17 protein-coding genes, 3 rRNA genes and 1 other annotated feature (1 of these 21 only partly in view) are annotated in these 25,797 nt (G+C 37.6%); of the genes, 15 read left to right on the top strand and 5 right to left on the bottom strand.

Annotated elements, in window-relative coordinates; translation table 11 throughout:
- Positions 1 to 13 precede the first annotated feature (13 nt).
- The 4 genes from jag to rpmH all read right to left on the bottom strand — a co-directional run bounded on the left by jag (position 14) and on the right by rpmH (position 2,126).
- The gene (gene jag / locus ACTSKG_RS12385) at positions 14 to 748 is read right to left on the bottom strand and encodes an RNA-binding cell elongation regulator Jag/EloR (RefSeq protein WP_464754895.1); all 735 of its coding nucleotides are present in this window, start codon (positions 746 to 748) and stop codon (positions 14 to 16) included.
- Entirely contained in the window at positions 745 to 1,515 is a 771-nt protein-coding gene (yidC, locus tag ACTSKG_RS12380; protein ID WP_464754894.1) for a membrane protein insertase YidC, read from the bottom strand. Before yidC ends, jag begins: the two co-directional genes overlap by 4 nt.
- 68 nt (positions 1,516 to 1,583) lie before the next feature.
- Positions 1,584 to 1,928, bottom strand: coding sequence for a ribonuclease P protein component (gene rnpA / locus ACTSKG_RS12375; RefSeq protein WP_464754893.1), 345 nt, complete (start codon positions 1,926 to 1,928; stop codon positions 1,584 to 1,586).
- Between the two features lie 63 nt (positions 1,929 to 1,991).
- On the bottom strand, positions 1,992 to 2,126 hold the full coding sequence (rpmH, locus tag ACTSKG_RS12370; RefSeq protein WP_387584337.1) for a 50S ribosomal protein L34: 135 nt from the start codon (positions 2,124 to 2,126) through the stop codon (positions 1,992 to 1,994).
- Between the two features lie 489 nt (positions 2,127 to 2,615).
- Between rpmH and dnaA the strand changes: the two genes are divergently transcribed.
- The 13 genes from dnaA (at position 2,616) to ACTSKG_RS12305 (ending at position 22,335) form a co-directional block, all read left to right on the top strand.
- The gene (gene dnaA / locus ACTSKG_RS12365) at positions 2,616 to 3,959 is read left to right on the top strand and encodes a chromosomal replication initiator protein DnaA (RefSeq protein WP_464754892.1); all 1,344 of its coding nucleotides are present in this window, start codon (positions 2,616 to 2,618) and stop codon (positions 3,957 to 3,959) included.
- Positions 3,960 to 4,131: 172 nt separating this feature from the next.
- Complete coding sequence (gene dnaN / locus ACTSKG_RS12360) at positions 4,132 to 5,268, top strand: DNA polymerase III subunit beta (protein ID WP_464754891.1); 1,137 nt, start codon at positions 4,132 to 4,134, stop codon at positions 5,266 to 5,268.
- Positions 5,269 to 5,365: 97 nt separating this feature from the next.
- Positions 5,366 to 5,593, top strand: a complete 228-nt coding sequence (gene yaaA / locus ACTSKG_RS12355) for a S4 domain-containing protein YaaA (protein WP_464754890.1) — start codon at positions 5,366 to 5,368, stop codon at positions 5,591 to 5,593.
- A 1-nt stretch (position 5,594) separates the two neighbouring features.
- Positions 5,595 to 6,713 (top strand): DNA replication/repair protein RecF, encoded by a 1,119-nt coding sequence (gene recF / locus ACTSKG_RS12350; RefSeq protein WP_464758024.1) that lies wholly within the window; start codon positions 5,595 to 5,597, stop codon positions 6,711 to 6,713.
- Between the two features lie 87 nt (positions 6,714 to 6,800).
- Positions 6,801 to 8,723 carry a DNA topoisomerase (ATP-hydrolyzing) subunit B gene (gene gyrB / locus ACTSKG_RS12345; RefSeq protein ID WP_464758023.1) on the top strand — a complete coding sequence of 641 codons (1,923 nt, stop codon included), beginning with the start codon at positions 6,801 to 6,803 and terminating at the stop codon, positions 8,721 to 8,723.
- A gap of 27 nt (positions 8,724 to 8,750) precedes the next feature.
- On the top strand, positions 8,751 to 11,252 hold the full coding sequence (gene gyrA, locus ACTSKG_RS12340; RefSeq protein WP_464754889.1) for a DNA gyrase subunit A: 2,502 nt from the start codon (positions 8,751 to 8,753) through the stop codon (positions 11,250 to 11,252).
- 109 nt (positions 11,253 to 11,361) lie between these two features.
- Positions 11,362 to 12,468, top strand: coding sequence for an HD-GYP domain-containing protein (locus tag ACTSKG_RS12335; RefSeq protein ID WP_464754888.1), 1,107 nt, complete (start codon positions 11,362 to 11,364; stop codon positions 12,466 to 12,468).
- A gap of 262 nt (positions 12,469 to 12,730) precedes the next feature.
- Positions 12,731 to 14,284 (top strand): 16S ribosomal RNA (locus ACTSKG_RS12330).
- A gap of 250 nt (positions 14,285 to 14,534) precedes the next feature.
- Positions 14,535 to 17,460: ribosomal RNA gene (locus tag ACTSKG_RS12325) — 23S ribosomal RNA — on the top strand.
- Between the two features lie 185 nt (positions 17,461 to 17,645).
- A 5S ribosomal RNA gene (rrf, locus tag ACTSKG_RS12320) occupies positions 17,646 to 17,761 on the top strand.
- The 16S, 23S and 5S rRNA genes sit together here, the layout of an rRNA operon.
- A gap of 1,055 nt (positions 17,762 to 18,816) precedes the next feature.
- On the top strand, positions 18,817 to 19,293 hold the full coding sequence (locus ACTSKG_RS12315) for a glutathione peroxidase (RefSeq protein ID WP_464754887.1): 477 nt from the start codon (positions 18,817 to 18,819) through the stop codon (positions 19,291 to 19,293).
- A gap of 103 nt (positions 19,294 to 19,396) precedes the next feature.
- Complete coding sequence (gene guaB, locus ACTSKG_RS12310) at positions 19,397 to 20,863, top strand: IMP dehydrogenase (RefSeq protein WP_464754886.1); 1,467 nt, start codon at positions 19,397 to 19,399, stop codon at positions 20,861 to 20,863.
- A gap of 137 nt (positions 20,864 to 21,000) precedes the next feature.
- Positions 21,001 to 22,335, top strand: a complete 1,335-nt coding sequence (locus ACTSKG_RS12305) for a serine hydrolase (RefSeq protein ID WP_464754884.1) — start codon at positions 21,001 to 21,003, stop codon at positions 22,333 to 22,335.
- 249 nt (positions 22,336 to 22,584) lie between these two features.
- On the opposite strand, the gene pdxR is transcribed toward ACTSKG_RS12305, so the two are convergent.
- Positions 22,585 to 23,994 carry a MocR-like pyridoxine biosynthesis transcription factor PdxR gene (gene pdxR, locus ACTSKG_RS12300; protein ID WP_464758022.1) on the bottom strand — a complete coding sequence of 470 codons (1,410 nt, stop codon included), beginning with the start codon at positions 23,992 to 23,994 and terminating at the stop codon, positions 22,585 to 22,587.
- Between the two features lie 112 nt (positions 23,995 to 24,106).
- Here pdxR and pdxS point away from each other — a divergent pair, with 112 nt between their 5' ends.
- Positions 24,107 to 24,991 carry a pyridoxal 5'-phosphate synthase lyase subunit PdxS gene (gene pdxS, locus ACTSKG_RS12295; RefSeq protein ID WP_464758021.1) on the top strand — a complete coding sequence of 295 codons (885 nt, stop codon included), beginning with the start codon at positions 24,107 to 24,109 and terminating at the stop codon, positions 24,989 to 24,991.
- Positions 24,992 to 24,995: 4 nt separating this feature from the next.
- A complete protein-coding gene (gene pdxT / locus ACTSKG_RS12290) occupies positions 24,996 to 25,586 on the top strand; it encodes a pyridoxal 5'-phosphate synthase glutaminase subunit PdxT (RefSeq protein ID WP_464754883.1) in 591 nt (196 codons plus the stop codon).
- A 23-nt stretch (positions 25,587 to 25,609) separates the two neighbouring features.
- Positions 25,610 to 25,797 (top strand) — a binding site (T-box leader) (it continues 27 nt past the right edge of the window).

The following is a 25,797-nucleotide window of genomic DNA, read 5'->3' as shown; positions in this document are numbered from 1 at the left end:
AATCCGTTTTTACTTATTTTATTGGTTCAATAACTAAATGACGATTTGGATCAGTTCCAACTGAGTAAGTTTCGATATCTACTCGAGCAGATAATGCATTATGAATTATTTTTCTTTCAAAAGAAGACATTGGCTCAAACTCTACTTTGTTGCCAGTTCGTACTGCTTTATCGGCCATTCGTTCTGCAAGTTGCTCTAACGATTCTTGTCTACGCTCACGGTAATTTCCAACATCCAATTTAATAATAATAAATGAATTAGAATATTTATTTGCAACAAGCTGAGCTAAATTTTCCATTGCATTTAATGTTTGACCGCGTTTACCTATTAATAAAGCTGCTTTATTACTATTTAAATGAAGATGTATGAATTTACCTTCTTGTTTTTGCTCAATCATTAAATCATCAATCTTCATTTCTTTCGCAATTTCACGAATATATTCAATCGTTTCTTCTATTGCTTGATTATTTGAGCCTTGGGAATGGGTCACAACATTCATATTAGAAATAACATTAATATCTATTGATTCTTCAATCATCTCTAGAGACTGTAAAACTTCTTCAATTTTTTCCTCTTTTTTAAGAACAGTTACTTGAACAACTGCAGGTTTAGCTCCAATTCCAAGAAAACCTTTTTTACCTTCATCTAATACTGTAATTGTAACTTCTTGTTTCGATAATCCAAGTTTTTCCAATGCAACAGTTATAGCTTTTTCTTTTGTAGGTGCAGTTTGCGTAATCTGATTCATTTTTTTGCCCCTCCTATTTTGACTGGTTCAGCCTTAGGTTTATTCCAAGGTTTATAAATGAATAAATTTTGAATAATAGAAATAATATTCCCAATAACCCAATATAATGTTAACGCTGCAGGTAAAACCGTACCGAATCCAATAATCATAAATGGCATGATATACATCATTATTTTCATTTGAGGATTATCCATTGCTGGACCAGTTCTCAAAACGAAAAATTGCATTAAACCTGCAAGTATTGCCAATGTGATACTTGGATCTGCTAGTGCAAAACCTAAAAAACTACCTAAATCAATTTGAGGCGTGTTATTCATTCGACTAATTGCATGATAGAAGCCTATAAGAATTGGCATTTGAACAAAAACAGGTAAACAACCTGCTGCTGGATTAATACCTCTTTCTTTAAAAAGAGCCATCATTTCTTGTTGATATTTTTGTTGGGTTGCGGCATCTTTTGAACTGTACTTCTCTTTTAATTTTTTTAATTCTGGTTGAACTTCTTGCATATTTTTAGAGCTTTTTGTTTGTTTAATCATTAATGGTAATATTACTAGACGAATAATAATAGTTACTGTAATAATACCTAAACCATACGTACCCAGCAAATCTTTAAAGAATGTAATTGCTGATACCAATGGCCAAACAATATAGTGATTCCAAAAGCCTTCAGAGTCTACATAAATCGGTTCTTTAAATTCCGAACACCCAGCTAGTAATGCAATTGTTACTACGAGTAAAAGTAGTAATGATAATCTTTTTCTCAACCTTCTTCCCCCTATTTAGAGCAAAAATATATATTCATTCTATATTACCATTTAACAGAAAGTCTTCACTAGCTTTTCTTTTTTATAACCTTTGCTATTTTCAACACATGTTCAAGACTTTTCTTTGATTCATGAAAATCTAATTTGGCCGCCGGGTTTCTAGCGATAATAATATAGTCCTTATTTGTATCCACTTGATCCTTTAATTCTAAGAAGGTTTGTCGTATATATCTCTTTATACGATTACGAACAACAGCATTCCCCACTTTTTTACTGACAGATAAACCAACGCGAAAATAATCTTGTTCTTTTTCTAAACAATAAACAACAAACTGTCTATTTGCATAAGATTGTCCTTTTTTAAAAATCGTCTGAAACTCTTTATTCTTTTTTACTCGTTGTTTGTTATTCATCTGTTCACCTGCTCCAACTAATCTTTTTAACAGAAAAAAAGACCACTGAAATGGTCAGTGGACTTATGCTGATAATACTTTTCTTCCTTTTGCACGGCGGGCTGCTATTACGCGGCGACCATTTTTTGTACTCATACGTGCGCGGAATCCGTGATTTTTGCTACGTTTACGGCTATTTGGTTGGAATGTACGTTTCATCTATATGACACCTCCTGAGTGATTATCTTAAAAACTTCTTTAGACAGTCTCCGATATTATATATAAAATACCTCCCTTTTGTCAATTACTATTTCTAGATTCTTTATTATTACGAACAATAAGTTATCCACATATTTAATAATAGTAGAAGTTACAGACTGTTAATAAAAAAAACAACAACAAAATTATCCACAATGCTTATGAACATGTTTTAAACATAATCATACCTTGTGGACAACTCTGCTTGTTAATAATTTTACTTTTGTGGATAACCCTTTATTCTCTTGTAATATCCTCATTTTTTTGATACGATATTTGTGTTTTACTTTTCTAATAGAATTTCACACCAAAATATTATCCACAACTGTTAATAATATGTGGACAAGTTTTTCCACGGCCGTTTATAATGTTTATCCACAGATAGTGGATTTGTGTATATCTCATTTTATTTATACATATTTATTAATCATAAAAAAGGAGATTAGATTATTGGAACATTTAGAAGAACTATGGGCTAAAGTTCTCTCTGAAGTAGAAAAAAAGACATCTAAACCGAGTTTTGAAACTTGGTTAAAGTCAACTAAACTACTTTCATATCATGGAGAAACTGTAACGATAGCTGCTCCTAATTCCTTTGCAAGAGATTGGCTTGAAAATCATTATGTTCATCTAATTGCCGGCATACTAACTGAGTTAACGGGCAATGAACTACTTATTTCGTTTGTCGTACCTAAAAATCAAGGTTTAGATGATTTTGATGTACCAAGTCCTAAAATACCTGCAAACCATGGAGATCAACCAGATTTTTCACCAGGGATGTTAAATTCCAAATATACTTTCGATACATTTGTAATAGGCTCAGGAAATCGTTTTGCTCATGCTGCATCTTTAGCAGTGGCAGAAGCTCCTGCTAAAGCATATAATCCTCTTTTTGTTTATGGAGGAGTAGGATTAGGTAAAACCCACTTAATGCATGCGATTGGTCACTATGTACAAGAACACAATCCAAATGCTAAAGTGGTTTATTTATCTTCTGAAAAATTTACGAATGAGTTTATTAACTCTATTCGTGATAATAAAACAATTGAATTTCGAAATAAATATCGTAATATTGATGTCCTATTAATAGATGATATTCAATTCCTAGCAGGAAAAGAATCAACTCAAGAAGAATTTTTCCATACTTTTAATGCTTTACACGAAGAATCTAAACAAATTGTTATTTCAAGTGACCGACCACCAAAAGAAATTCCTACACTTGAGGACCGCCTTCGTTCTAGATTTGAGTGGGGTTTAATCACAGATATAGCACCGCCTGATTTAGAAACAAGAATTGCTATTTTACGTAAAAAAGCACGAGCGGATGGTTTAGATATACCAGACGAAGTAATGGCTTATATTGCAAATCAAATTGATTCGAATATCCGTGAATTAGAGGGTGCACTAATTAGAGTCGTTGCATATTCTTCGCTTGTAAATAAAGATATTAATCCTGATTTAGCTGCAGAAGCACTTAAAGATATTATGCCAAACGCTCGTCCAAGAATTATTACGATTCTAGATATCCAAAAAGTTGTTGGAGAGCATTTTCATATTAGACTAGAAGATTTCACTGCTAAGAAGCGTACTAAATCTATTGCATTTCCTCGTCAAGTAGCAATGTATCTTTCACGAGAGCTTACTGATTTCTCTTTACCTAAAATCGGAGAAGAATTTGGGGGGCGTGATCACACTACCGTGATACATGCGCATGAGAAAATTTCTAGAATGCTAAAAGATGACTTGAACTTACAAGATGATGTGAAACAAATAAAATCAATTTTAGGACGTTAAAAGTAATTGTGGATAAGTGAGGTGATTCTCAGTGGTTTTAAACACAACTTATTAACATGTGGACAGTTTAGTGTGCGTAAGGAAAAAGAGAGTTATCAACAAATCCACAGGCCCTATTACTATATCTATTAATCTTTTAAATAAATAATAATTATATAAGTGAGGTAAAAAAATGAAATTCGATATAACAAGAGATAGATTGTTAGAGGGATTAAATGATGTAATGAAAGCAGTTAGTTCCAAAACAACTATTCCGATATTAACTGGTCTAAAATTAGAAGTTGTAAATAAAGGACTTTATATTACAGGTAGTGACTCAGATATCACTATCCAAACATTTATCCCAGTAGAAAAAAACGGGGAACAAATTATTAGAATCACAGAAACAGGTTCTATTGTTTTACAAGCAAGAGTTTTTAATGAGATTGTTCGTAAATTACCTACAAATGATATAGAAATTGAAGTAACTAATCAGTTTCAAACACATATTAGATCTGGAAAATCGGAATTTAGCTTAATAGGATTAGATGCAACTGAATATCCTTTGCTTCCACAAATCGAGGAAAATCGTCAATTTGTTATGCCTTCTGATTTATTGAAATCTATTATAAAAGAAACTGTATTTGCAGTATCTACATCTGAAAGTCGCCCGGTACTTACTGGTGTAAACTGGCAACTGAAAGATGGTGAACTTCATTGTGTAGCAACAGATAGCCATCGACTTGCTAGAAGGAAAACTGTTATAAATGAATTACCTCAAGAAGAATATACAGTCGTAATTCCTGGAAAAAGTTTAAATGAGTTAAATAAAATTTTAGAGGAGACTTCATCTGAGGTAGCAATTGTAATGACCCAACAACAAATTTTATTTAAAACTGAAGACGTATTATTCTATTCAAGATTATTAGAAGGAAATTATCCAGATACATCGAGATTAATACCAAGCGAATATAAAACTACGATTTTAGTAAATGGAAAGTCGTTGTTGCAAGCAATAGATCGCGCCTCATTATTAGCTAGAGAGGAAAGAAATAATGTTGTTCGTTTTTCAACTATTGGACAAGGTTTTGTTGAAGTATCCTCCAATTCTCCTGAAATAGGGAATGTTGAAGAACAAATTTTGGCAGAGTCAATTGAAGGAGAAGAATTAAAAATATCTTTTAGCGCTAAGTACATGATGGATGCCCTAAAAGCAATTGATGGACAAGACATAAAAATATTATTTTCGGGAGCTATGAGACCTTTTGTTTTGAAGTCCGTACATGATGACTCCATTTTGCAACTAATATTACCTGTAAGAACATATTAACTTCGAGATAGTCACTGCAGTGACTATCTTTTTTACTTATTTGATTATTTAGAGTAAAATGAAGGGATAATGAAAATGAGAAGAGGTTGAATTATTTTTGGAAGAGATTCGATTTGACTCAGAATTTATCACACTTGGTCAATTATTAAAAATGACAGATACAATAAGTTCTGGTGGAATGGCTAAATGGTTTTTAAGCGAGAATATCGTTTATGTAAATGGAGAAGAGGAACAGCGAAGAGGCCGTAAACTTCGAAATAAGGATATTGTGAATATTCCAACTGTAGGAAGATTCCAAATGATTGGACCAGAGAACGGGGATTGATATGTATATCGAACGATTAGAGTTAAAAGATTACCGTAATTATGATTCAATTCAATTGGAATTTTCCTCTAAAATTAATGTTTTACTTGGAGAAAATGCTCAAGGAAAAACAAATTTAATGGAATCACTCTATGTTTTATCCATGGCAAAGTCACACCGAACAGCTAATGATAAAGAATTAATACGTTGGGAAGCAGACTATGGTAAAATAAAAGGTGATATTCAAAAGAAATATGGTCGTTTACCTTTGGAATTAGTTTTGTCGAAAAAAGGAAAAAAGGCAAAAGTAAACCACCTAGAGCAAACAAAGCTTAGTAATTATATCGGACAATTAAATGTCGTAATGTTTGCTCCTGAAGATTTATATTTAGTAAAAGGTAGTCCACAAGTTAGAAGACGATTTCTTGATATGGAAATCGGTCAAATTTCCCCTGTTTATTTACATGATTTACTTCATTTCCAAAAAGTTTTAAAACAACGAAATCATATTTTAAAACAACATCAAGGGAAATCAATTTTAAACGATGTTATGTTTGATGTATATACAGAGCAATATATAGATGCTGCAGTAAAAGTAATTCAAAAAAGATATCAGTTTATGGACCTATTACAAAAATGGGCAGAACCAATCCATTTCGGTATATCAAGAGGTTTAGAAAAGTTAACCGTATCCTATCACACTACCTCTGGAATAAATGCGGAATGGTCAGAAAGTGAAATGAAGGACTATTTAGAAAAAAAGTTATTTGAAAGTCAAAGAAGAGAACTTGATAGAGGAGTTACTCTAACTGGACCTCATAGAGACGATCTTCAGTTTTTTGTTAATAATTATGATGTTCAAACATATGGATCACAAGGACAGCAACGTACCACTGCATTATCTTTAAAGCTTGCTGAAATTGAACTTATAAAACAGGAGGTAGGTGAAGCTCCTGTTTTATTGCTGGATGATGTTTTGTCAGAACTTGATGATTATAGACAATCGCATTTGTTAAATACCATTCAAGGGGATGTGCAAACCTTTGTTACTACAACAAGTGTAGATGGTCTAGCACATGAAACGATTCAACAAGCTCAAATGTTTCATGTGGAACATGGTGAAGTGGAAACAAAACAGTAGTCTATAAAAAAGTAAAGAATTCCTAATATCTTTAACAGGTTTAAATTCACTATTATTGCGATGAAAGAGTGGGTGAGCAATTTGGCAATGGAAGAAAAAGAATTAGAATCATCATATGATGCTGATCAGATACAAGTTTTAGAAGGACTAGAAGCTGTAAGAAAACGCCCTGGGATGTATATTGGTACTACCAGTTCAAAAGGACTCCACCATCTAGTGTGGGAAATTGTTGATAATAGTATAGACGAAGCCCTTGCAGGTTATTGTGATCATATTATAGTCACAATTGAAAAAGACAATTGGATTAGAGTCGAAGATAACGGACGTGGAATCCCTGTTAGTAATCAAGAAAAAATGGGGAAACCCGCTGTCGAAGTTATTATGACCGTTCTTCATGCAGGAGGTAAATTTGGTGGTGGGGGCTATAAAGTTTCCGGTGGACTTCATGGTGTTGGTGCCTCCGTTGTAAATGCCCTATCAGAATTTACAGAAGTATATGTAAAACGTGATGGAAAAATTCATAGTATTAAATTTAAACGCGGTGATGTTAATTCTCCGTTAGAAATCATTGGAGATTCTGAAGAAACTGGAACAACCACAAGATTTAAAGCAGATGCGGAAATTTTCACTGAAACTACTGTATATGAATTTGATATCTTAGCTCATCGTGTAAGAGAATTAGCTTACTTAAATCGTGGGTTATCTATTACAATTGCTGATGAACGTGAAGGACAAGAAAAATCCGTTAAATATTTCTATGAAGGCGGTATTAAATCCTACGTTGAAGATCTAAATAAAACAAAAGAACCTATTACGGAAGAAGCTATATTTGTAGAAGGTGAAAAAGATGGAATATCCATTGAAATTGCTATGCAATATAATGCTGGTTACTCATCAAATATATTATCCTTCGCAAATAATATTAATACGTATGAAGGCGGGACACATGAGTCGGGTTTCAAAATGGCCCTCACTCGTGTAATAAATGACTATGCTAGGAAAAATGGTCTATTAAAAGAGGCAGATACTAATTTATCTGGGGACGATGTAAGGGAAGGTTTAACAGCAATCGTGTCCGTTAAACACCCCAATCCCCAATTTGAGGGACAAACGAAGACAAAACTAGGTAACTCAGAAGTGAGTACTATTACAAATAGTTTATTTTCAGAAGGATTTGATCGATTCTTATTAGAAAATCCACAAATTGCTCGAAAGGTAGTAGAAAAAGGGTTAATGGCTGCAAGAGCTCGCGTTGCTGCAAAAAAAGCTCGTGAATTTACAAGAAGAAAATCTGCACTAGAAGTTTCAAGCCTTCCTGGTAAACTGGCAGATTGTTCTTCACGAGTACCCGCAGAAAGTGAACTTTATATTGTCGAAGGTGACTCAGCAGGTGGATCTGCAAAATCAGGAAGAGATCGTCATTTCCAAGCAATATTACCGTTACGCGGAAAGATTTTAAATGTAGAGAAAGCACGTTTAGATAGAATTCTTGGGAACGCTGAGATTCGTGCAATGATAACAGCACTTGGCACGGGAATAGGTGAAGAATTTACACTAGAAAAAGCACGCTACCATAAAATTATTATTATGACAGATGCGGATGTAGATGGTGCACATATTCGAACATTATTGCTTACTTTCTTTTTCCGTTTCATGCGTCCATTAATTGAAGCTGGTTATGTTTATGCTGCTCAACCACCTTTATATCAAGTGAAACAAGGTAAACATATTGAATATTGCTATAACGATGAGCAACTTAAAGAAATTTTAGACCGTTTACCGAAAACTTCTAAACCAAATATTCAACGATATAAAGGACTTGGGGAAATGGATGCAACTCAACTATGGGAAACAACTATGGACCCAGACGTTCGCACATTACTTCAAATTAACTTAGACAATGCCATGGAGGCAGATGCCGTATTTGAACAGTTAATGGGTGAGGAAGTAGAGCCAAGACGTCTATTTATCGAAGAAAATGCAGTATATGTTAAAAATTTAGATATTTAAGTAAGTGTGTGACTGGAGGTCTTGAGAATGTCGGAAATGCCGAATAAAGGTGTTAAAGGGATTAATATTAGTCAAGAAATGAGAACATCTTTCCTTGATTATGCAATGAGCGTAATTGTATCCCGTGCATTACCAGATGTTCGCGATGGTTTAAAACCTGTTCATCGTCGAATCTTATATGGTATGCAGGAGTTGGGAAATACACCGGATAAACCTCATAAGAAGTCTGCCCGTATTGTTGGAGATGTAATGGGAAAATATCATCCGCATGGTGACTCTTCTATTTATGAGGCAATGGTACGTATGGCGCAAGATTTTAGTTATCGTTATATGTTAGTCGATGGTCATGGTAACTTTGGATCCGTAGATGGTGATGGAGCAGCGGCCATGCGTTATACCGAATCACGAATGTCTAAAATAGCTTTAGAATTATTACGTGATATCAATAAAAATACGATTGATTATAAAGATAACTATGATGGACAAGAAAAAGAACCTGTTGTTTTACCAAGTAGATATCCAAATCTACTTGTAAACGGAGCTTCAGGAATTGCTGTTGGGATGGCAACAAATATTCCTTCTCATAATTTAGGAGAAGTAATTGATGGAGTATTAGCTTTATCTGAGAATCCTGCAATTACAATTGATGAGTTAATGACCATTATTCCTGGTCCTGACTTTCCTACCGGTGGGATTATTTTAGGTAGAAGCGGTATCCGTCGTGCCTATGAGACAGGAAGAGGTTCTGTATTAATACGAGCAAAAGTTGAAATTGAACAAAAATCTAGTGGTAAAGAAGTAATTATTGTTACTGAATTACCTTACCAAGTAAATAAAGCCCGTTTAATCGAGAAAATTGCAGAATTAGTTCGTGATAAAAAAATAGATGGTATTACACATTTAGCAGATGAATCCGACCGAAATGGAATGCGAATTGTAATTGAGGTTAGAAAAGATGCTAATTCTCATGTATTGCTAAATAATTTATATAAACAAACTGCATTACAATCTAGCTTCGGTGTCAATATGCTTGCACTGGTTGATAACCAACCTAAAGTATTGAATATTAAAGAAATGCTTTACTATTATCTAGAGCATCAAAAAGTAATTATTCGACGTCGCACCCAATTCGAACTAAATAAAGCAGAGGATCGAGCTCATATTTTAGAGGGCTTACGCATTGCTTTAGATCACATAGATGAAATTATTGCTTTAATTAGAGGCTCTAGAACTGGTGAAGAAGCAAAAAATGGATTAATGGAGAAATTCAATTTGTCAGAACGACAAGCACAAGCAATTTTAGATATGCGCTTGCAACGTTTAACAGGTTTAGAACGTGACAAAATTGAAGACGAGTATAGTGCACTAGTGAAATTAATAGATGAATTGAAGTTTATTTTAGCTAATGAATATAGAATACTTGAGATAATTAAAGAAGAGATTACAGAAATTAAAGACCGTTATAGTGATAAGCGAAGAACAGAAATAGTTGCAGGTGGAGCAGAAGTTTTAGAAGATGAAGACTTGATTCCAGTGGAGAATTCCGTTCTTACTTTAACAAATAAAGGTTATATTAAACGTTTACCTGCAAATACGTACAAAAGCCAAAAACGTGGAGGACGTGGAGTTCAAGGAATGGGTACGAATGAAAATGACTTCGTAGAACATTTATTGTACACTTCGACCCATGATACAATTCTGTTTTTCACAAATAAAGGTAAAGTGTATCGTGCAAGAGGATTTGAAGTTCCAGAGTATGGTCGGACAGCGAAAGGATTGCCACTTGTTAATCTGCTTGGTATTGAAAAAGATGAACAGGTAACTGCAATGATTCCAATGGCATCTTTCGAGGAAGATAACTATTTTATTTTCACAACAAAACAAGGTGTAACTAAACGCTCGCCTGTGTCTGGTTTTGCACATATTAGAGCAAATGGATTAATTGCCATTTCTTTACGTGAAGATGATGAGTTAATTGCTGTACGTTTAACGGATGGAACTAAGCAAATCATTATTGGAACACGTCAAGGTAAATTAGTTAGATTCGAAGAACTTGATATCCGCTCTATGGGTAGAACAGCTAGTGGAGTAAGAGGTATTCGCTTAAAAGATGATGATTTCGTAGTAGGAATGGAAATTATCGAACCAGATCAAGAAATCCTTGTTGTCACAGAGAATGGTTATGGTAAACGTACACCAGAATCAGAATATCGCTTACAGAGTCGTGGTGGAATGGGTGTAAAAACTTGTCAAATTACAGATAAAAACGGTCCTTTATCTGCAGTTAAGGCAGTTGATGGAACCGAAGATTTAATGTTAATTACGATAAACGGCATGCTTATACGTATGGATGTAAACGATATTTCAGTAACTGGAAGAAGTACTCAAGGTGTTCGATTAATGAGATTAGCGGACGAAGAATTAATTGCTACCGTGGCAAAAGTAGAAAAAGAAGAAGATGAAGAAATAGTAGATGAAATTTCTTCAGATGAAATAGATGGATCAATAATAGAAGATATAGAAGAATAAAAAGAAGATACTCTTAGGTAAATATATTTGCCTAAGAGTTTTTTTTACATATATATAAAATGAATATTTGGTATAATTAAGAAAAAACAGAGAGGAAGGAGGACACACAATGGAATTTACATTGGAGAATTTAGAAGAGTTAAGATTAGGCAGCACTATTGCAGAAGATATCTTGGTTAATACCAAGACACCTATTATTCGCAAAGATACAAGACTAACAAGGGAACATATTCAAGTACTACAAGCTTTTAATATAAATAAAGTACCAATAGCTATAGATAATCAATTTAATAGATCAGAAGAAGAAATAATAAGTAAATTGAACAACGAAAAAGTAAATGAAACAAAAAAAGAAAAAATAACAGAAACTAAATCAGATTTTGTTCACTTATATAATGATGCCGTAACGAATTACCAAAAGGAATTCAATTCATGGGAATCTGGTATGAAAGTTGATGTAGCAAAGTTACGTAATATTATAATACCCTTAGTAGAAAGAGCAACTGCAGAAAGGCAGATCTTTTTCCATCTAAATAATTACTCTTCTATAGAAAGGTATATTTCTCACCATTCCATAGCTGTTGGGATACTATCTGGTGCAATAGCTAAAAAATTGGGGTATTCAGACGGACAGTTGATTCAGATAGCGACTGCAGGTTTAATGGCGGATATCGGGATGGCAAAAGTGGATAAGAAAATAAGAGAAAAGAAATCTTATTTAACTGAAGCAGACTTTTCGGAGATAAAGAAACATACGATTTATAGTCTTCAAATGATTAAAGATAGCCCATTATTAAAGCCTGAAATGAAAATTGCTATTTTTCAACACCACGAAAGATTGGATGGTAGCGGTTATCCGAAAGGCGAAAAAATGAATAACATTTCAATCATTTCACAAATAATTGCTGTAGCAGATGTTTTCCATGCCATGACATGTGAAAGAATATATCGAGCAAAAAGCTCTTCATTCAAAGTTTTGGAAATGATTAAAGAGGAAGAGTTTGGTAAATATAGCATTGAAGTAGTTAATGCTCTGATTTCATTAATAGGAGCTTTACCTATTTCTACTCGTGTTCTTTTATCTAATGGAGATAAAGGAGAGGTAGTATTTGTTCACAGAGATTCACCTTTTCGACCAATGATTAGATTAATAGATACTGGTCAAATAATTGATTTGGCAGCAAATCGGAATGTATATATAGAAACAGTTATATAACTATATTCGGCTCTTTCCTCCATTATTTATAAAAGGGAAAGAGTTTTATATTTTATTTCAATAAGGTGTTGACATACTTATCAAAACTTGATATTATAGAGAAGTCGTCAAAACAAGTCGACAACATGAACATTGAAAACTGAACATGCAAAACGTTAAGACATACAGCTTGAAAGACTAACTTGTTAGTTTGATAGCAAAACAAAAATGACATCATTTAATGATGATGCCAGCAAAACAAAATGAGCTTTTTAAGTTCTCTATTATGGAGAGTTTGATCCTGGCTCAGGACGAACGCTGGCGGCATGCCTAATACATGCAAGTCGAGCGAATGATGAAGAAGCTTGCTTCTTCTGATTTAGCGGCGGACGGGTGAGTAACACGTGGGCAACCTGCCCTGTAGATTGGGATAACTCCGGGAAACCGGGGCTAATACCGAATAATCCATTTCCTCACATGTGGAAATGTTAAAAGACGGTCTCGGCTGTCACTACAGGATGGGCCCGCGGCGCATTAGCTAGTTGGTGAGGTAACGGCTCACCAAGGCGACGATGCGTAGCCGACCTGAGAGGGTGATCGGCCACACTGGGACTGAGACACGGCCCAGACTCCTACGGGAGGCAGCAGTAGGGAATCTTCCACAATGGACGAAAGTCTGATGGAGCAATGCCGCGTGAGTGAAGAAGGTTTTCGGATCGTAAAACTCTGTTGTGAGGGAAGAACAAGTACGAGAGTAACTGCTCGTACCTTGACGGTACCTCATTAGAAAGCCACGGCTAACTACGTGCCAGCAGCCGCGGTAATACGTAGGTGGCAAGCGTTGTCCGGAATTATTGGGCGTAAAGCGCGCGCAGGCGGTCCTTTAAGTCTGATGTGAAATCCCACGGCTCAACCGTGGAAGGTCATTGGAAACTGGGGGACTTGAGTACAGAAGAGGAAAGCGGAATTCCAAGTGTAGCGGTGAAATGCGTAGAGATTTGGAGGAACACCAGTGGCGAAGGCGGCTTTCTGGTCTGTAACTGACGCTGAGGCGCGAAAGCGTGGGGAGCAAACAGGATTAGATACCCTGGTAGTCCACGCCGTAAACGATGAGTGCTAAGTGTTAGGGGGTTTCCGCCCCTTAGTGCTGCAGCTAACGCATTAAGCACTCCGCCTGGGGAGTACGGTCGCAAGACTGAAACTCAAAGGAATTGACGGGGGCCCGCACAAGCGGTGGAGCATGTGGTTTAATTCGAAGCAACGCGAAGAACCTTACCAGGTCTTGACATCCCGCTGACCGTTCTAGAGATAGATCTTTCCCTTCGGGGACAGCGGTGACAGGTGGTGCATGGTTGTCGTCAGCTCGTGTCGTGAGATGTTGGGTTAAGTCCCGCAACGAGCGCAACCCTTGATCTTAGTTGCCAGCATTCAGTTGGGCACTCTAAGGTGACTGCCGGTGATAAACCGGAGGAAGGTGGGGATGACGTCAAATCATCATGCCCCTTATGACCTGGGCTACACACGTGCTACAATGGACGGTACAGAGGGTCGCAACCCCGCGAGGGTGAGCTAATCCCATAAAACCGTTCTCAGTTCGGATTGTAGGCTGCAACTCGCCTACATGAAGCCGGAATCGCTAGTAATCGTGGATCAGCATGCCACGGTGAATACGTTCCCGGGCCTTGTACACACCGCCCGTCACACCACGAGAGTTTGTAACACCCGAAGTCGGTGGGGTAACCCTTACGGGAGCCAGCCGCCGAAGGTGGGACAGATGATTGGGGTGAAGTCGTAACAAGGTAGCCGTATCGGAAGGTGCGGCTGGATCACCTCCTTTCTAAGGATAATATCGGAATACAGATTTTTATCTGTATCTTAACGTTTTGCAGTTCAGTTTTGAATGTTCATTTTATATGAAGATTCAACAGCTTTAACTCTTGTTCTTTGAAAACTGGATAAAACGACATTGAAAGAAACAAATTCAAGAAATTCAATTTGTAATCACATTTGTGATTATTTTTTGTGTAGTACTTTTAACTACTATTTTTGAGGATTTCAAGACACAAGCAGTGGATTGGAAGCCGAATGGTTAAGTTAATAAGGGCGCACGGTGAATGCCTTGGCACTAGGAGCCGAAGAAGGACGGCACTAACACCGATATGCTTCGGGGAGCTGTAAGTGAGCTTTGATCCGGAGATTTCCGAATGGGGAAACCCACTGTTCGTAATGGAGCAGTACATTTGCGTGAATACATAGCGCATCTGTGGCAAACCCAGGGAACTGAAACATCTAAGTACCTGGAGGAAGAGAAAGAAAAATCGATTCCCTGAGTAGCGGCGAGCGAAACGGGAAGAGCCCAAACCAAGAGGCTTGCCTCTTGGGGTTGTAGGACACTCTATATAGAGTTACAAAGGAATGAGCTAGACGAAGCGATCTGGAAAGGTCCGCAGGATAGGGTAAAAGCCCCGTAGTCAAAAGTTCATTCTCTCTTGAGTGTATCCTGAGTACGGCGGAACACGTGAAATTCCGTCGGAATCTGGGAGGACCATCTCCCAAGGCTAAATACTACCTAGTGACCGATAGTGAACCAGTACCGTGAGGGAAAGGTGAAAAGCACCCCGGAAGGGGAGTGAAATAGATCCTGAAACCGTGTGCCTACAAGTAGTCAGAGCCCGTTAATGGGTGATGGCGTGCCTTTTGTAGAATGAACCGGCGAGTTACGATTACATGCAAGGTTAAGTTGAGAAGACGGAGCCGCAGCGAAAGCGAGTCTGAATAGGGCGAATGAGTATGTGGTCGTAGACCCGAAACCAGGTGATCTACCCATGTCCAGGATGAAGGTAAGGTAACACTTACTGGAGGTCCGAACCCACGCACGTTGAAAAGTGCGGGGATGAGGTGTGGGTAGCGGAGAAATTCCAATCGAACCTGGAGATAGCTGGTTCTCTCCGAAATAGCTTTAGGGCTAGCCTCAAACGTTAGAATCTTGGAGGTAGAGCACTGTTTGGACTAGGGGCCCATCCCGGGTTACCGAATTCAGACAAACTCCGAATGCCAATGATTTATGTTTGGGAGTCAGACTGCGAGTGATAAGATCCGTAGTCAAGAGGGAAACAGCCCAGACCACCAGCTAAGGTCCCAAAGTATTTGTTAAGTGGAAAAGGATGTGGCGTTGCTTAGACAACCAGGATGTTGGCTTAGAAGCAGCCATCATTTAAAGAGTGCGTAATAGCTCACTGGTCGAGTGACGCTGCGCCGAAAATGTATCGGGGCTAAACAAATCACCGAAGCTGTGGATTGATACCTATGGTATCAGTGGTAGGAGAGCGTTCTAAGGGCGTTGAAGTCAGACCGGAAGGACTGGTGGAGCGCTTAGAAGTGAGAATGCCGGTATGAGTAGCGAAAGATGGGTGAGAATCCCATCCACCGTATGACTAAGGTTTCCTGAGGAAGGCTCGTCCGCTCAGGGTTAGTCGGGACCTAAGTCGAGGCCGATAGGCGTAGACGATGGACAACAGGTTGATATTCCTGTACCACCAAACCACCGTTTGAGTAATGGGGGGACGCAGAAGGATAGGGTAAGCGTGCTGTTGGTTATGCACGTCCAAGCAGTAAGGTGTGAGTGTAGGCAAATCCGCACTCTATAACATTGAGCTGTGATGGCGAGGACTTAGTCCGAAGTTCCTGATTTCACACTGCCAAGAAAAGCCTCTAGCGAGGTGATAGGTGCCCGTACCGCAAACCGACACAGGTAGTCGAGGAGAGAATCCTAAGGTGAGCGAGAGAACTCTCGTTAAGGAACTCGGCAAAATGACCCCGTAACTTCGGGAGAAGGGGTGCTCTTTTGGGTGTATAGCCTAGAAGAGCCGCAGTGAATAGGCCCAGGCGACTGTTTAGCAAAAACACAGGTCTCTGCAAAACCGTAAGGTGAAGTATAGGGGCTGACGCCTGCCCGGTGCTGGAAGGTTAAGAGGAGTGCTTAGCGCAAGCGAAGGTGCGAATTGAAGCCCCAGTAAACGGCGGCCGTAACTATAACGGTCCTAAGGTAGCGAAATTCCTTGTCGGGTAAGTTCCGACCCGCACGAAAGGCGTAACGATCTGGGCACTGTCTCAACGAGAGACTCGGTGAAATTATAGTACCTGTGAAGATGCAGGTTACCCGCGACAGGACGGAAAGACCCCGTGGAGCTTTACTATAGCTTGATATTGAATTTTGGTGCAACTTGTACAGGATAGGCAGGAGCCTTAGAGCCCGGAGCGCCAGCTTCGGAGGAGGCGTCGGTGGGATACTGCCCTGGTTGTATTGAAATTCTAACCCATACCCGTAACCCGGGTAGGAGACAGTGTCAGGCGGGTAGTTTGACTGGGGCGGTCGCCTCCTAAAGTGTAACGGAGGCGCCCAAAGGTTCCCTCAGAATGGTTGGAAATCATTCGAAGAGTGTAAAGGCAGAAGGGAGCTTGACTGCGAGACCTACAAGTCGAGCAGGGTCGAAGACGGGCTTAGTGATCCGGTGGTTCCGCATGGAAGGGCCATCGCTCAACGGATAAAAGCTACCCCGGGGATAACAGGCTTATCTCCCCAAGAGTCCACATCGACGGGGAGGTTTGGCACCTCGATGTCGGCTCATCGCATCCTGGGGCTGTAGTCGGTCCCAAGGGTTGGGCTGTTCGCCCATTAAAGCGGTACGCGAGCTGGGTTCAGAACGTCGTGAGACAGTTCGGTCCCTATCCGTCGTGGGCGTAGGAAATTTGAGAGGAGCTGTCCTTAGTACGAGAGGACCGGGATGGACACACCGCTGGTGTACCAGTTGTTCTGCCAAGAGCATCGCTGGGTAGCTATGTGTGGACGGGATAAGTGCTGAAAGCATCTAAGCACGAAGCCCCCCTCAAGATGAGATTTCCCATTACGCAAGTAAGTAAGATCCCTCAAAGACGATGAGGTAGATAGGTTCGGGGTGGAAGCGTGGCGACACGTGCAGCTGACGAATACTAATCGATCGAGGACTTAACCAAATAGAATTTGAATATTCCAATGTCTTTTATCCAGTTTTGAGTGAACAAGCGCTCAAGTAAGAGGGTTTCAAGACACGAGTAATTCGAGGAAACGATTGAGAGAGGAAAGGAGCGTACTCAAGTACGTGACTGACCGAACGAATGAAGTTGACGAAGAAGTACGATGTGTATTGAAAGCCAAACAGTCTAGTGATGATGGCGAAGAGGTCACACCCGTTCCCATACCGAACACGGAAGTTAAGCTCTTCAGCGCCGATGGTAGTTGGGGGTTTCCCCCTGTGAGAGTAGGACGTCGCTAGGCACTATAAAAAGTCGTTACCGAATAATCGGTAGCGACTTTTTTTGTTTTAATTAAATAAAATTCGCGATAATCTGCCATCCCTCTGCTTTCGCAAACAAAACACAGGAGTTAGCTTTAATGCCGATGGTAGTTGTGTTTCTCCCTGTGAGAGTAGGAAGTCACAAGGCACTAAAATCGTTAGTGACTTTTTACAAGTTTAATCATCCAAATGTGATAATTAGTTTTAGATTTGCTTTATAAATTGAAAGATTTCATTTTACAAGAGACAACTCTTTTTGTGAAAATTGTTCTTGCCTCTGGTTCATCTGGTCTCGAACTATGGATTGTTTTATGATTAAAAACTTATTAACATGATAGCAGATCTTGGATCATTTAAAGTTGTAGTAAATATTAATTCAATGTATGCTGAGAGAAATAATTCTTAACCTTATTCTTAGGGGATGTACTTTTTTGAAGAGATAGTATAAGAATCTTGGATGCTAGGAATCTAGTAATATTAAGGCTTCATAGTATACTTTCAAGTGCTTGATCTTGATAGTTTTTCCTTTTACAGTACAAAGTATACTTGAATCAGTTGGTGCATGATTAGAGTAGGTGGTAGTCAAGAAAATTAGATAATATCCATTGATATAGAAAGCATAAGCGGACGAAATTGTATCTTCGTCCGCATTTAAAAGAGTAGGAAAGTATTTTTTCTCTAATTATCCAAACCAAACGCATCATGTCCTCACGAATTCCAAGAGGGCGACGGACAAACATCTGCCACAAGATTACCAAAAAAAGTGAATCGTGAAGTGACGCAGTCACTTCACGTTCCAAAATTATAACGGTAATAGTGTAGCCAATGTTTCGTCCAAAGCACTCTAGAAATAGAGAAGATAAGATGTACTTAAAGGACCGCTCGCGTTTTTCTGAGGGCTAGTTTAGAATTCGTTATCTATGAAATTCTAAATTAAGAGGCAGCAATAAGATTCTAATTCATTTTTATCAAATATGGTTCTTATGTTTATTAAGAGAAAGAAATTAGGTAAAAATAAATTAAAAAGGAGAAAAAAATGAATACAGTTTACGATTTTACTGTTACGAATAATAAAGGAGAAGAAGTTTCTTTACATGAATACAAAGGAAAGATAATGATTATTGTTAATACTGCTAGTCATTGTGGTTTTACACCACAGTTTACCGATCTACAAAAATTGTACGAAACCTATAAGGAAGAGGGTCTAATTATACTTGGATTTCCTTGTAACCAATTTAATAACCAAGAATTTGATGATATGGAAAGTACAATGGAATATTGCCAGTTAAATCATGGAGTAACATTCCCAATGTTTAAAAGAATAAATGTTAAAGGGAAAAATGCGCATCCACTGTTTCAATATTTAGTAACTGAGAAAAAAGGATTTTTATCGGGATCAATCAAATGGAATTTTACAAAGTTTCTTATTAATAAGGAAGGAAAAGTGGTAGACAGATATGCACCTCAGACATCTCCTTTAAAAATCGAAGAAGTTATAAAAAAACTTCTTTAATAGAAAAGTTCGAATACTTTTTTTACTTCCTGGTTCTTGACAGTGTGCCGTGGCGCTGATAACCTTACAATAATATTCACTTATAGAGGAGGAAATTAGGAAAATGTGGGAGTCTAAATTTCAAAAAGAAGGTTTAACGTTTGATGATGTTTTACTAGTTCCAGCACAGTCGGAAGTGTTACCAAAAGACGTAAATTTGTCTGTTCAATTAACCCCAAAAATCAAATTGAACATACCTATGATTAGTGCTGGTATGGATACTGTTACCGAAGCAAAAATGGCAATTGCAATGGCTCGTCAAGGTGGTCTTGGTATTATTCATAAAAACATGAGTATTGAAGAACAAGCTGAACAAGTAGAAACGGTTAAGCGTTCTGAGAATGGTGTTATTACGGATCCTTTTTTCTTAACTCCAACTCATCAAGTATATGATGCGGAACATTTAATGGGAAAATACAGAATTTCTGGTGTTCCAATTGTAAATAATGAAGAAGAACAAAAGTTAGTTGGAATTATTACAAATCGGGATTTACGTTTCATTCAAGATTATTCTTTAATAATTGATGAAGTAATGACGAAAGAAAAGTTAATAACTGCTGCAGTTGGTACTACTTTAGAAGATGCAGAGAAAATCTTACAACAATATAAAATTGAAAAATTACCAATTGTAGATGAAGATGGTGTTCTTAAAGGTTTAATTACAATTAAAGATATTGAAAAAGTTATTGAATTTCCTAATGCAGCAAAAGACCAACATGGACGATTGCTAGTTGGTGCTGCTGTCGGAGTTACAAAAGATACAATGCACCGTATTGAAAAGCTTGTTCAAGCACAAGTAGATGTTATTGTAATTGACACGGCACATGGGCATTCACAAGGTGTTATGGACACTGTCAAGAGTATTCGTGAAGCATATCCTGATTTAGACATTATTGCTGGAAATGTAGCGACTGGTGAAGCAACACGAGCTTTATTTGAAGCTGGGGCAGATGTTGTAAAAGTAGGTATTGGTCCAGGATCTATTTGTACGACTCGTGTTGTAGCTGGTGTTGGTGTACCACAGATTACTGCGGTATATGATTGTGCGACTGAAGCCCGAAAAGTTGGAAAAACAATAATTGCAGATGGTGGAATTAAGTACTCAGGTGATATTATTAAAGCTCTTGCTGCAGGTGGACATGTTGTAATGCTAGGAAGCTTACTTGCAGGTACAACCGAAAGTCCTGGAGAGACAGAAATCTTCCAAGGTAGACGCTTTAAGACGTACCGTGGTATGGGGTCAATTGCAGCTATGGAAAAAGGTTCGAAAGATCGTTATTTCCAGGAAGAAGCGAAAAAGTTAGTGCCGGAAGGAATTGAAGGTCGTCTTCCATACAAAGGGCCACTTGCAGATACCGTTCACCAACTACTTGGTGGAGTTCGCGCTGGTATGGGGTATTGTGGAACAAAAGATTTACAGGACTTACGTGAAAATGCTCAATTCATTCGAATGACAGGTGCAGGTTTAAGAGAAAGTCATCCACATGATGTGCAAATTACGAAAGAAGCACCTAACTATTCCATATCATAAGTAACATATTACGAACTTTTTGCACCCATTTAACGTCTTTATATAGGCAAAATGGGTGCTTTTTTTGTCGATAGTGCTATGGTGTAACAAAGTGTGTTAAAATGGGCATTGAATAAACTTATAGTGGGGGTACAGTAGTGAAGAAAGTTTGGATGACATCAATGATTAAAAGGCTAGTACTTCCTATGTTTCTTGTTTCAGTTATATGTGGGATACCGACTGTTACAAAAGCTGAGGAAAGTTTGAATTTAAATGTCGATGCTGCGATATTAGTTGACGCCGATACAGGTAAAATTTTATATGAGAAGAATGCTGATGCACCTTTAGGTATTGCAAGTATGACTAAAATGATGACAGAGTATTTATTATTTGAAGCGATTAAAGAAGGAAAAATATCTTGGGATCAACAATATCTTGTTACAGATTATACATACAAAATTTCTCAAGATCGACGATTAAGTAATGTACCTCTTCGTCAAGATGGTAGCTATTCAATTCGTGAACTTTATGAAGCAATGGCAATATACTCTGCAAATGCGGCAACAATAGCTATAGGAGAGACTATTGCAGGAACAGAAGAAAACTTTGTAAAGTTAATGAATGATAAAGCAGCAGAAATAGGTCTAAAAGGTTATAAATTTGTCAATTCAACAGGTTTGAATAATGCAGATTTACAAGGCATGTATCCAGCTAATTCAGGTGATAATGATGAAAATGTTATGCCAGCTAAATCAGTAGCGACTCTTGCTTACAGATTAATGAAGGATTATCCCGAAGTATTAGAAACGACGAAGATCCCTAAAAAAACGTTTCGTGCAGGGACTTCGGATGCAATTGAGATGAGCAACTGGAATTGGATGCTACCGGGATTAGTTTACCAATACGAAGGTGTAGATGGATTAAAGACAGGTACAACAGAATTTGCAGGACATTGTTTTACGGGAACAGCTACAAGAAATGGAATGCGTGTTATTGCAGTTGTGATGAAGGCTGTAGATGCAAATGGAGTTGGTTCTTATAAAGCTCGATTTGATGCAGCAAGAGCATTATTTGACTATGGGTTTGCACAATTTTCTAAAACAGAAGTAATACCAGCAGGTTATAAAATCCCTAAAAATGAAACACTTCCAGTTGAAAAAGGAAAAAAAGATTCAGTTAAGATTGCAGTAAAAGATCCAATTTCAATGGTTATTAAAACAAGTGAAAAAGATCAGTACAAGCCAATTTTTACACCTAAAGAAAAAGCTTTAGAGGCAGAAGTTAAAAAAGGTACTGTAGTTGGTACAGTTCATCTCGAAAAGACAGAGGGAACAGACTATGGTTATATTACTGATAAAGCAACACAAGTAAATGTAGTGACAACAGAAGATGTTGATCGAGCTAGTTGGATTATTTTAATGTTTAAGGGAATTGGGAAATTCTTCGGCAACTTATGGCATAGTACAACTGATTTTGTTGGCGGTCTATTTTAAAATGAAAACACCGTAATCTCTAAATGAGTTTACGGTGTTTTTCTTTTCTTAGAAGCCAAGAAAGTATCTTAATTTTTGTGCCATGAACCTAAGATTTATGGTTTTTTAATTACTATTACATGTACAGGTTTTCTCCTCTATATTGGAAATCAACGGTATTTCTACAGTTACTCTAACGGTAATAATGTAGCCAATGTATCTTCCAAAGTACTCTGGAAACGGTGAGGACAGGATGCATTTAAAGGACGTTTACGTTTTTCTTATTTCCCATGCATTTATTAATGCGTTTATGGAGGACGGGATATCATTAGTATCTATACCCCCAAAACCTAGAACTATTTGAGGATCAGAAGTATTTTCCAAATCCCCAGTTATATACTCCCGAAGACCATATACTCTAATTCCGGATTGTCTAGCAAGTGCTATCAACTCTTCTTCTCTTTTACAAGTACGGATTGTTAATAAAATATGCATCCCGGATTGTTCACCGGAGATAGTAACAATTGGATTAAAGTTAGCTATAGTTTTTGTTACAATTTCTAACTTTTTTTTATAAATTTTTCTCATTTTATTTAAATGCTTTGCAAAATGACCTGAATCCATAAACTTGGTTAATATTTGCTGATCCATACGTGGAACAGTAGCGGCGTAGTAAGAAAACTTTTGCTTGTATTGGATGATTAGAGATTCAGGTAAAACGGCATATGCAATTCGTAAAGAGGGCATTAATGATTTAGAAAACGTACTTAAATAAATGACGCGTTGATTTTGATCAATTCCTTGTAAAGAAGGGATTGGTCTACCTGTGTATCTAAACTCACTATCGTAATCGTCTTCTATAATATATCGATTATCTTGCTGATAAGCCCAAGATAAAAGCTGACTTCGCCGAGTGGCAGAAAGAACAGCCCCTGTAGGAAATTGATGTGAAGGTGTTACATACATGACTGTTGCGTTTGTATCATCCAATTTAGATACCACAGCACCTTCTGAATCTACAGAAATTGGAATAGATTTTTGCTTATCGTCTAGAAATAAATGGTGAGTAAGTGGATACCCAGGGTTTTCAATTCCATATATAGCTTCTTTGCCTAGTAAACGAATGATTAAAGGCATTAATTGCTCTGTTCCAGATCCAAGAATAATTTGTTCAGGTGTACACTTTACACCACGTGATTGATATAAATAAGAGGAGATTTGTTGTCTTAATACATAATCACCTTGCGGATGTCCAAGTTGAAGAAAGTCTTTGTTCATATCATTAATTATTTCTTTGGAAAATTTTCTCCAGACGAAAAATGGAAATGACTCAGTATCAATTTTACCAGGAGAAAAATCGATAGAAATTGCATCCATCTCTTTTTCTTCCATAACTATAACAGGAGATTCTTTTTCTATAAGTGCTAATTCTTCTAAGTTTTGAACATAAAAGCCTTTCCTTGCTTCGGAAGAAATAAAACCTTCTGCCACTAGCTGACTATAAGCAAATTCAATGGTTGTTTGACTAATTGCCAAGTACTCTGCCAACTTTTTTTTTGAAGGTAGTTTAGCTCCTTCTTTGATAGTTCCGTCTATTATTGCTCCTTTAATCTCATTGTAAAGTTGCTCGTATAAAGGTGTTTGAGCATCTTTTTCTAGTTGAAACATAAGAGAATCCATTTTCATTGTCAATCTGACCCCTTCATTCAAATAAGTTTTGACACTTTTAAAATGGTCACTTTTTTTATTATACTACATTCATAAAGGAATATGGAGGGGAATAATAATGACGATAAACTTAACAGGGACAGATCGAGTAAAACGAGGAATGGCTGAAATGCAAAAAGGTGGCGTTATTATGGACGTTATCAATGCAGAACAAGCAAGAATTGCTGAAGCAGCAGGTGCAGTAGCAGTGATGGCATTAGAGCGTGTACCATCAGATATTCGTGTAGCAGGTGGTGTTGCTCGAATGGCTGATCCACGAATTATAGAAGAAGTAATGGAGGCTGTAACTATTCCAGTAATGGCCAAAGCACGTATTGGGCATATTACAGAAGCTCGTATTTTAGAAGCAATGGGCGTTGACTATATTGATGAATCAGAAGTGTTAACTCCTGCAGATGAAGAATATCACATAGGTAAAAGTGAATTTACAGTCCCCTTCGTTTGTGGATGCAAGGATTTAGGAGAAGCAGCTCGTCGTATTGGGGAAGGGGCTTCTATGCTTCGTACAAAAGGAGAACCAGGAACAGGAAATATCGTGGAAGCTGTCCGTCATTTACGTAAAGTAAATGCACATGTTCGAAAAATCGTTCATATGAACGAAGATGAGCTAATGACAGAAGCAAAAAATTTAGGAGCTCCTTATGATATTCTGTTACAAATTAAACATAATGGAAAATTACCGGTTGTAAACTTTGCTGCAGGTGGTGTAGCAACACCAGCAGATGCTGCTTTAATGATGGAACTTGGAGCAGATGGAGTATTTGTTGGTTCAGGAATATTCAAATCAGAAAACCCAGAGAAATTTGCTCGTGCTATTGTAGAAGCAACAACACATTACCAAGACTATCAATTACTTGTAGAAGTTTCAAAAGACTTAGGAATTCCGATGAAGGGAATTGAAATTTCTCGTTTATCTGCAGAAGAACGTATGCAAGATAGAGGGTGGTAAAATAATGAAAATAGGTGTTTTAGCTCTTCAAGGAGCAGTTAGTGAACATGTTAGATCAATTGAAGAATGTGGAGCAGAGGCTATAGCTGTAAAAAACACAAACGATTTAGCTTTAGTAGATGGAATAATCCTTCCAGGTGGAGAAAGTACAGTGATGCGTAAACTAATTGATCGATTTGAGATGCTTCTTCCTCTTCAACAATTTGCTGCTGCAGGAAAACCAATGTTCGGCACTTGTGCGGGGCTAATTTTACTTGCTAAACATCTTACAGGGTATAATTTTTCACATATTGGGGCTCTTGATGTTGCAGTAGAGCGTAACTCTTTTGGTCGACAAGTAAACAGCTTCGAAACTAAACTAAACATTAAAGATATAGCAACTGATTTTCCAGCAGTATTTATACGTGCACCTCATATTGTGGAAATAGGGAATGGTGTAGAAATAATTGCTACTTTTGAAGGGAGAATCGTAATGGTGAAAAAAGACAACATACTTGGTTGCTCCTTTCATCCAGAACTGACGGAGGATTATCGAATTACTTCATATTTTACTGAAATGATAAAGGAAACGCTTGCAAAACAAGTAAACCTATAGTAAAGTATGAGTAATTTCATGATTTAAAAACGATGATAGGAAGTAGTAGCAAGCACGTTTTTTATAGAGAGTCAGCGGTTGGTGTAAGCTGATATAAACACTTGCGAATCCATCCTTTGAGTTGCTCGACTGAACTTTTAGTAAGTCGTTGCCGGTTGAAATGCCGTTATTGAACAAGTGGATTTGGTGTTTTGCTGGATCAATCAGGGTG

The sequence above is a fragment of the Psychrobacillus syltrankelensis genome (genome assembly GCF_055454035.1).
The sequence above is the reverse complement of the archived record's forward strand: the minus strand, read 5'-3'. Positions and strand labels throughout refer to the sequence as shown.

Coding starts and splice junctions, on each gene's coding strand:
- ACTSKG_RS12335 (WP_464754888.1), top strand. CDS start 11,362: ATGGAATTTACATTGGAGAATTTAGAAGAGTTAAGATTAGGCAGCACT.
- ACTSKG_RS12315 (WP_464754887.1), top strand. CDS start 18,817: ATGAATACAGTTTACGATTTTACTGTTACGAATAATAAAGGAGAAGAA.
- gyrA (WP_464754889.1), top strand. CDS start 8,751: ATGTCGGAAATGCCGAATAAAGGTGTTAAAGGGATTAATATTAGTCAA.
- rnpA (WP_464754893.1), bottom strand. CDS start 1,928: ATGAATAACAAACAACGAGTAAAAAAGAATAAAGAGTTTCAGACGATT.
- jag (WP_464754895.1), bottom strand. CDS start 748: ATGAATCAGATTACGCAAACTGCACCTACAAAAGAAAAAGCTATAACT.
- recF (WP_464758024.1), top strand. CDS start 5,595: ATGTATATCGAACGATTAGAGTTAAAAGATTACCGTAATTATGATTCA.
- pdxT (WP_464754883.1), top strand. CDS start 24,996: ATGAAAATAGGTGTTTTAGCTCTTCAAGGAGCAGTTAGTGAACATGTT.
- dnaN (WP_464754891.1), top strand. CDS start 4,132: ATGAAATTCGATATAACAAGAGATAGATTGTTAGAGGGATTAAATGAT.
- guaB (WP_464754886.1), top strand. CDS start 19,397: ATGTGGGAGTCTAAATTTCAAAAAGAAGGTTTAACGTTTGATGATGTT.
- gyrB (WP_464758023.1), top strand. CDS start 6,801: ATGGAAGAAAAAGAATTAGAATCATCATATGATGCTGATCAGATACAA.
- pdxR (WP_464758022.1), bottom strand. CDS start 23,994: ATGGATTCTCTTATGTTTCAACTAGAAAAAGATGCTCAAACACCTTTA.
- rpmH (WP_387584337.1), bottom strand. CDS start 2,126: ATGAAACGTACATTCCAACCAAATAGCCGTAAACGTAGCAAAAATCAC.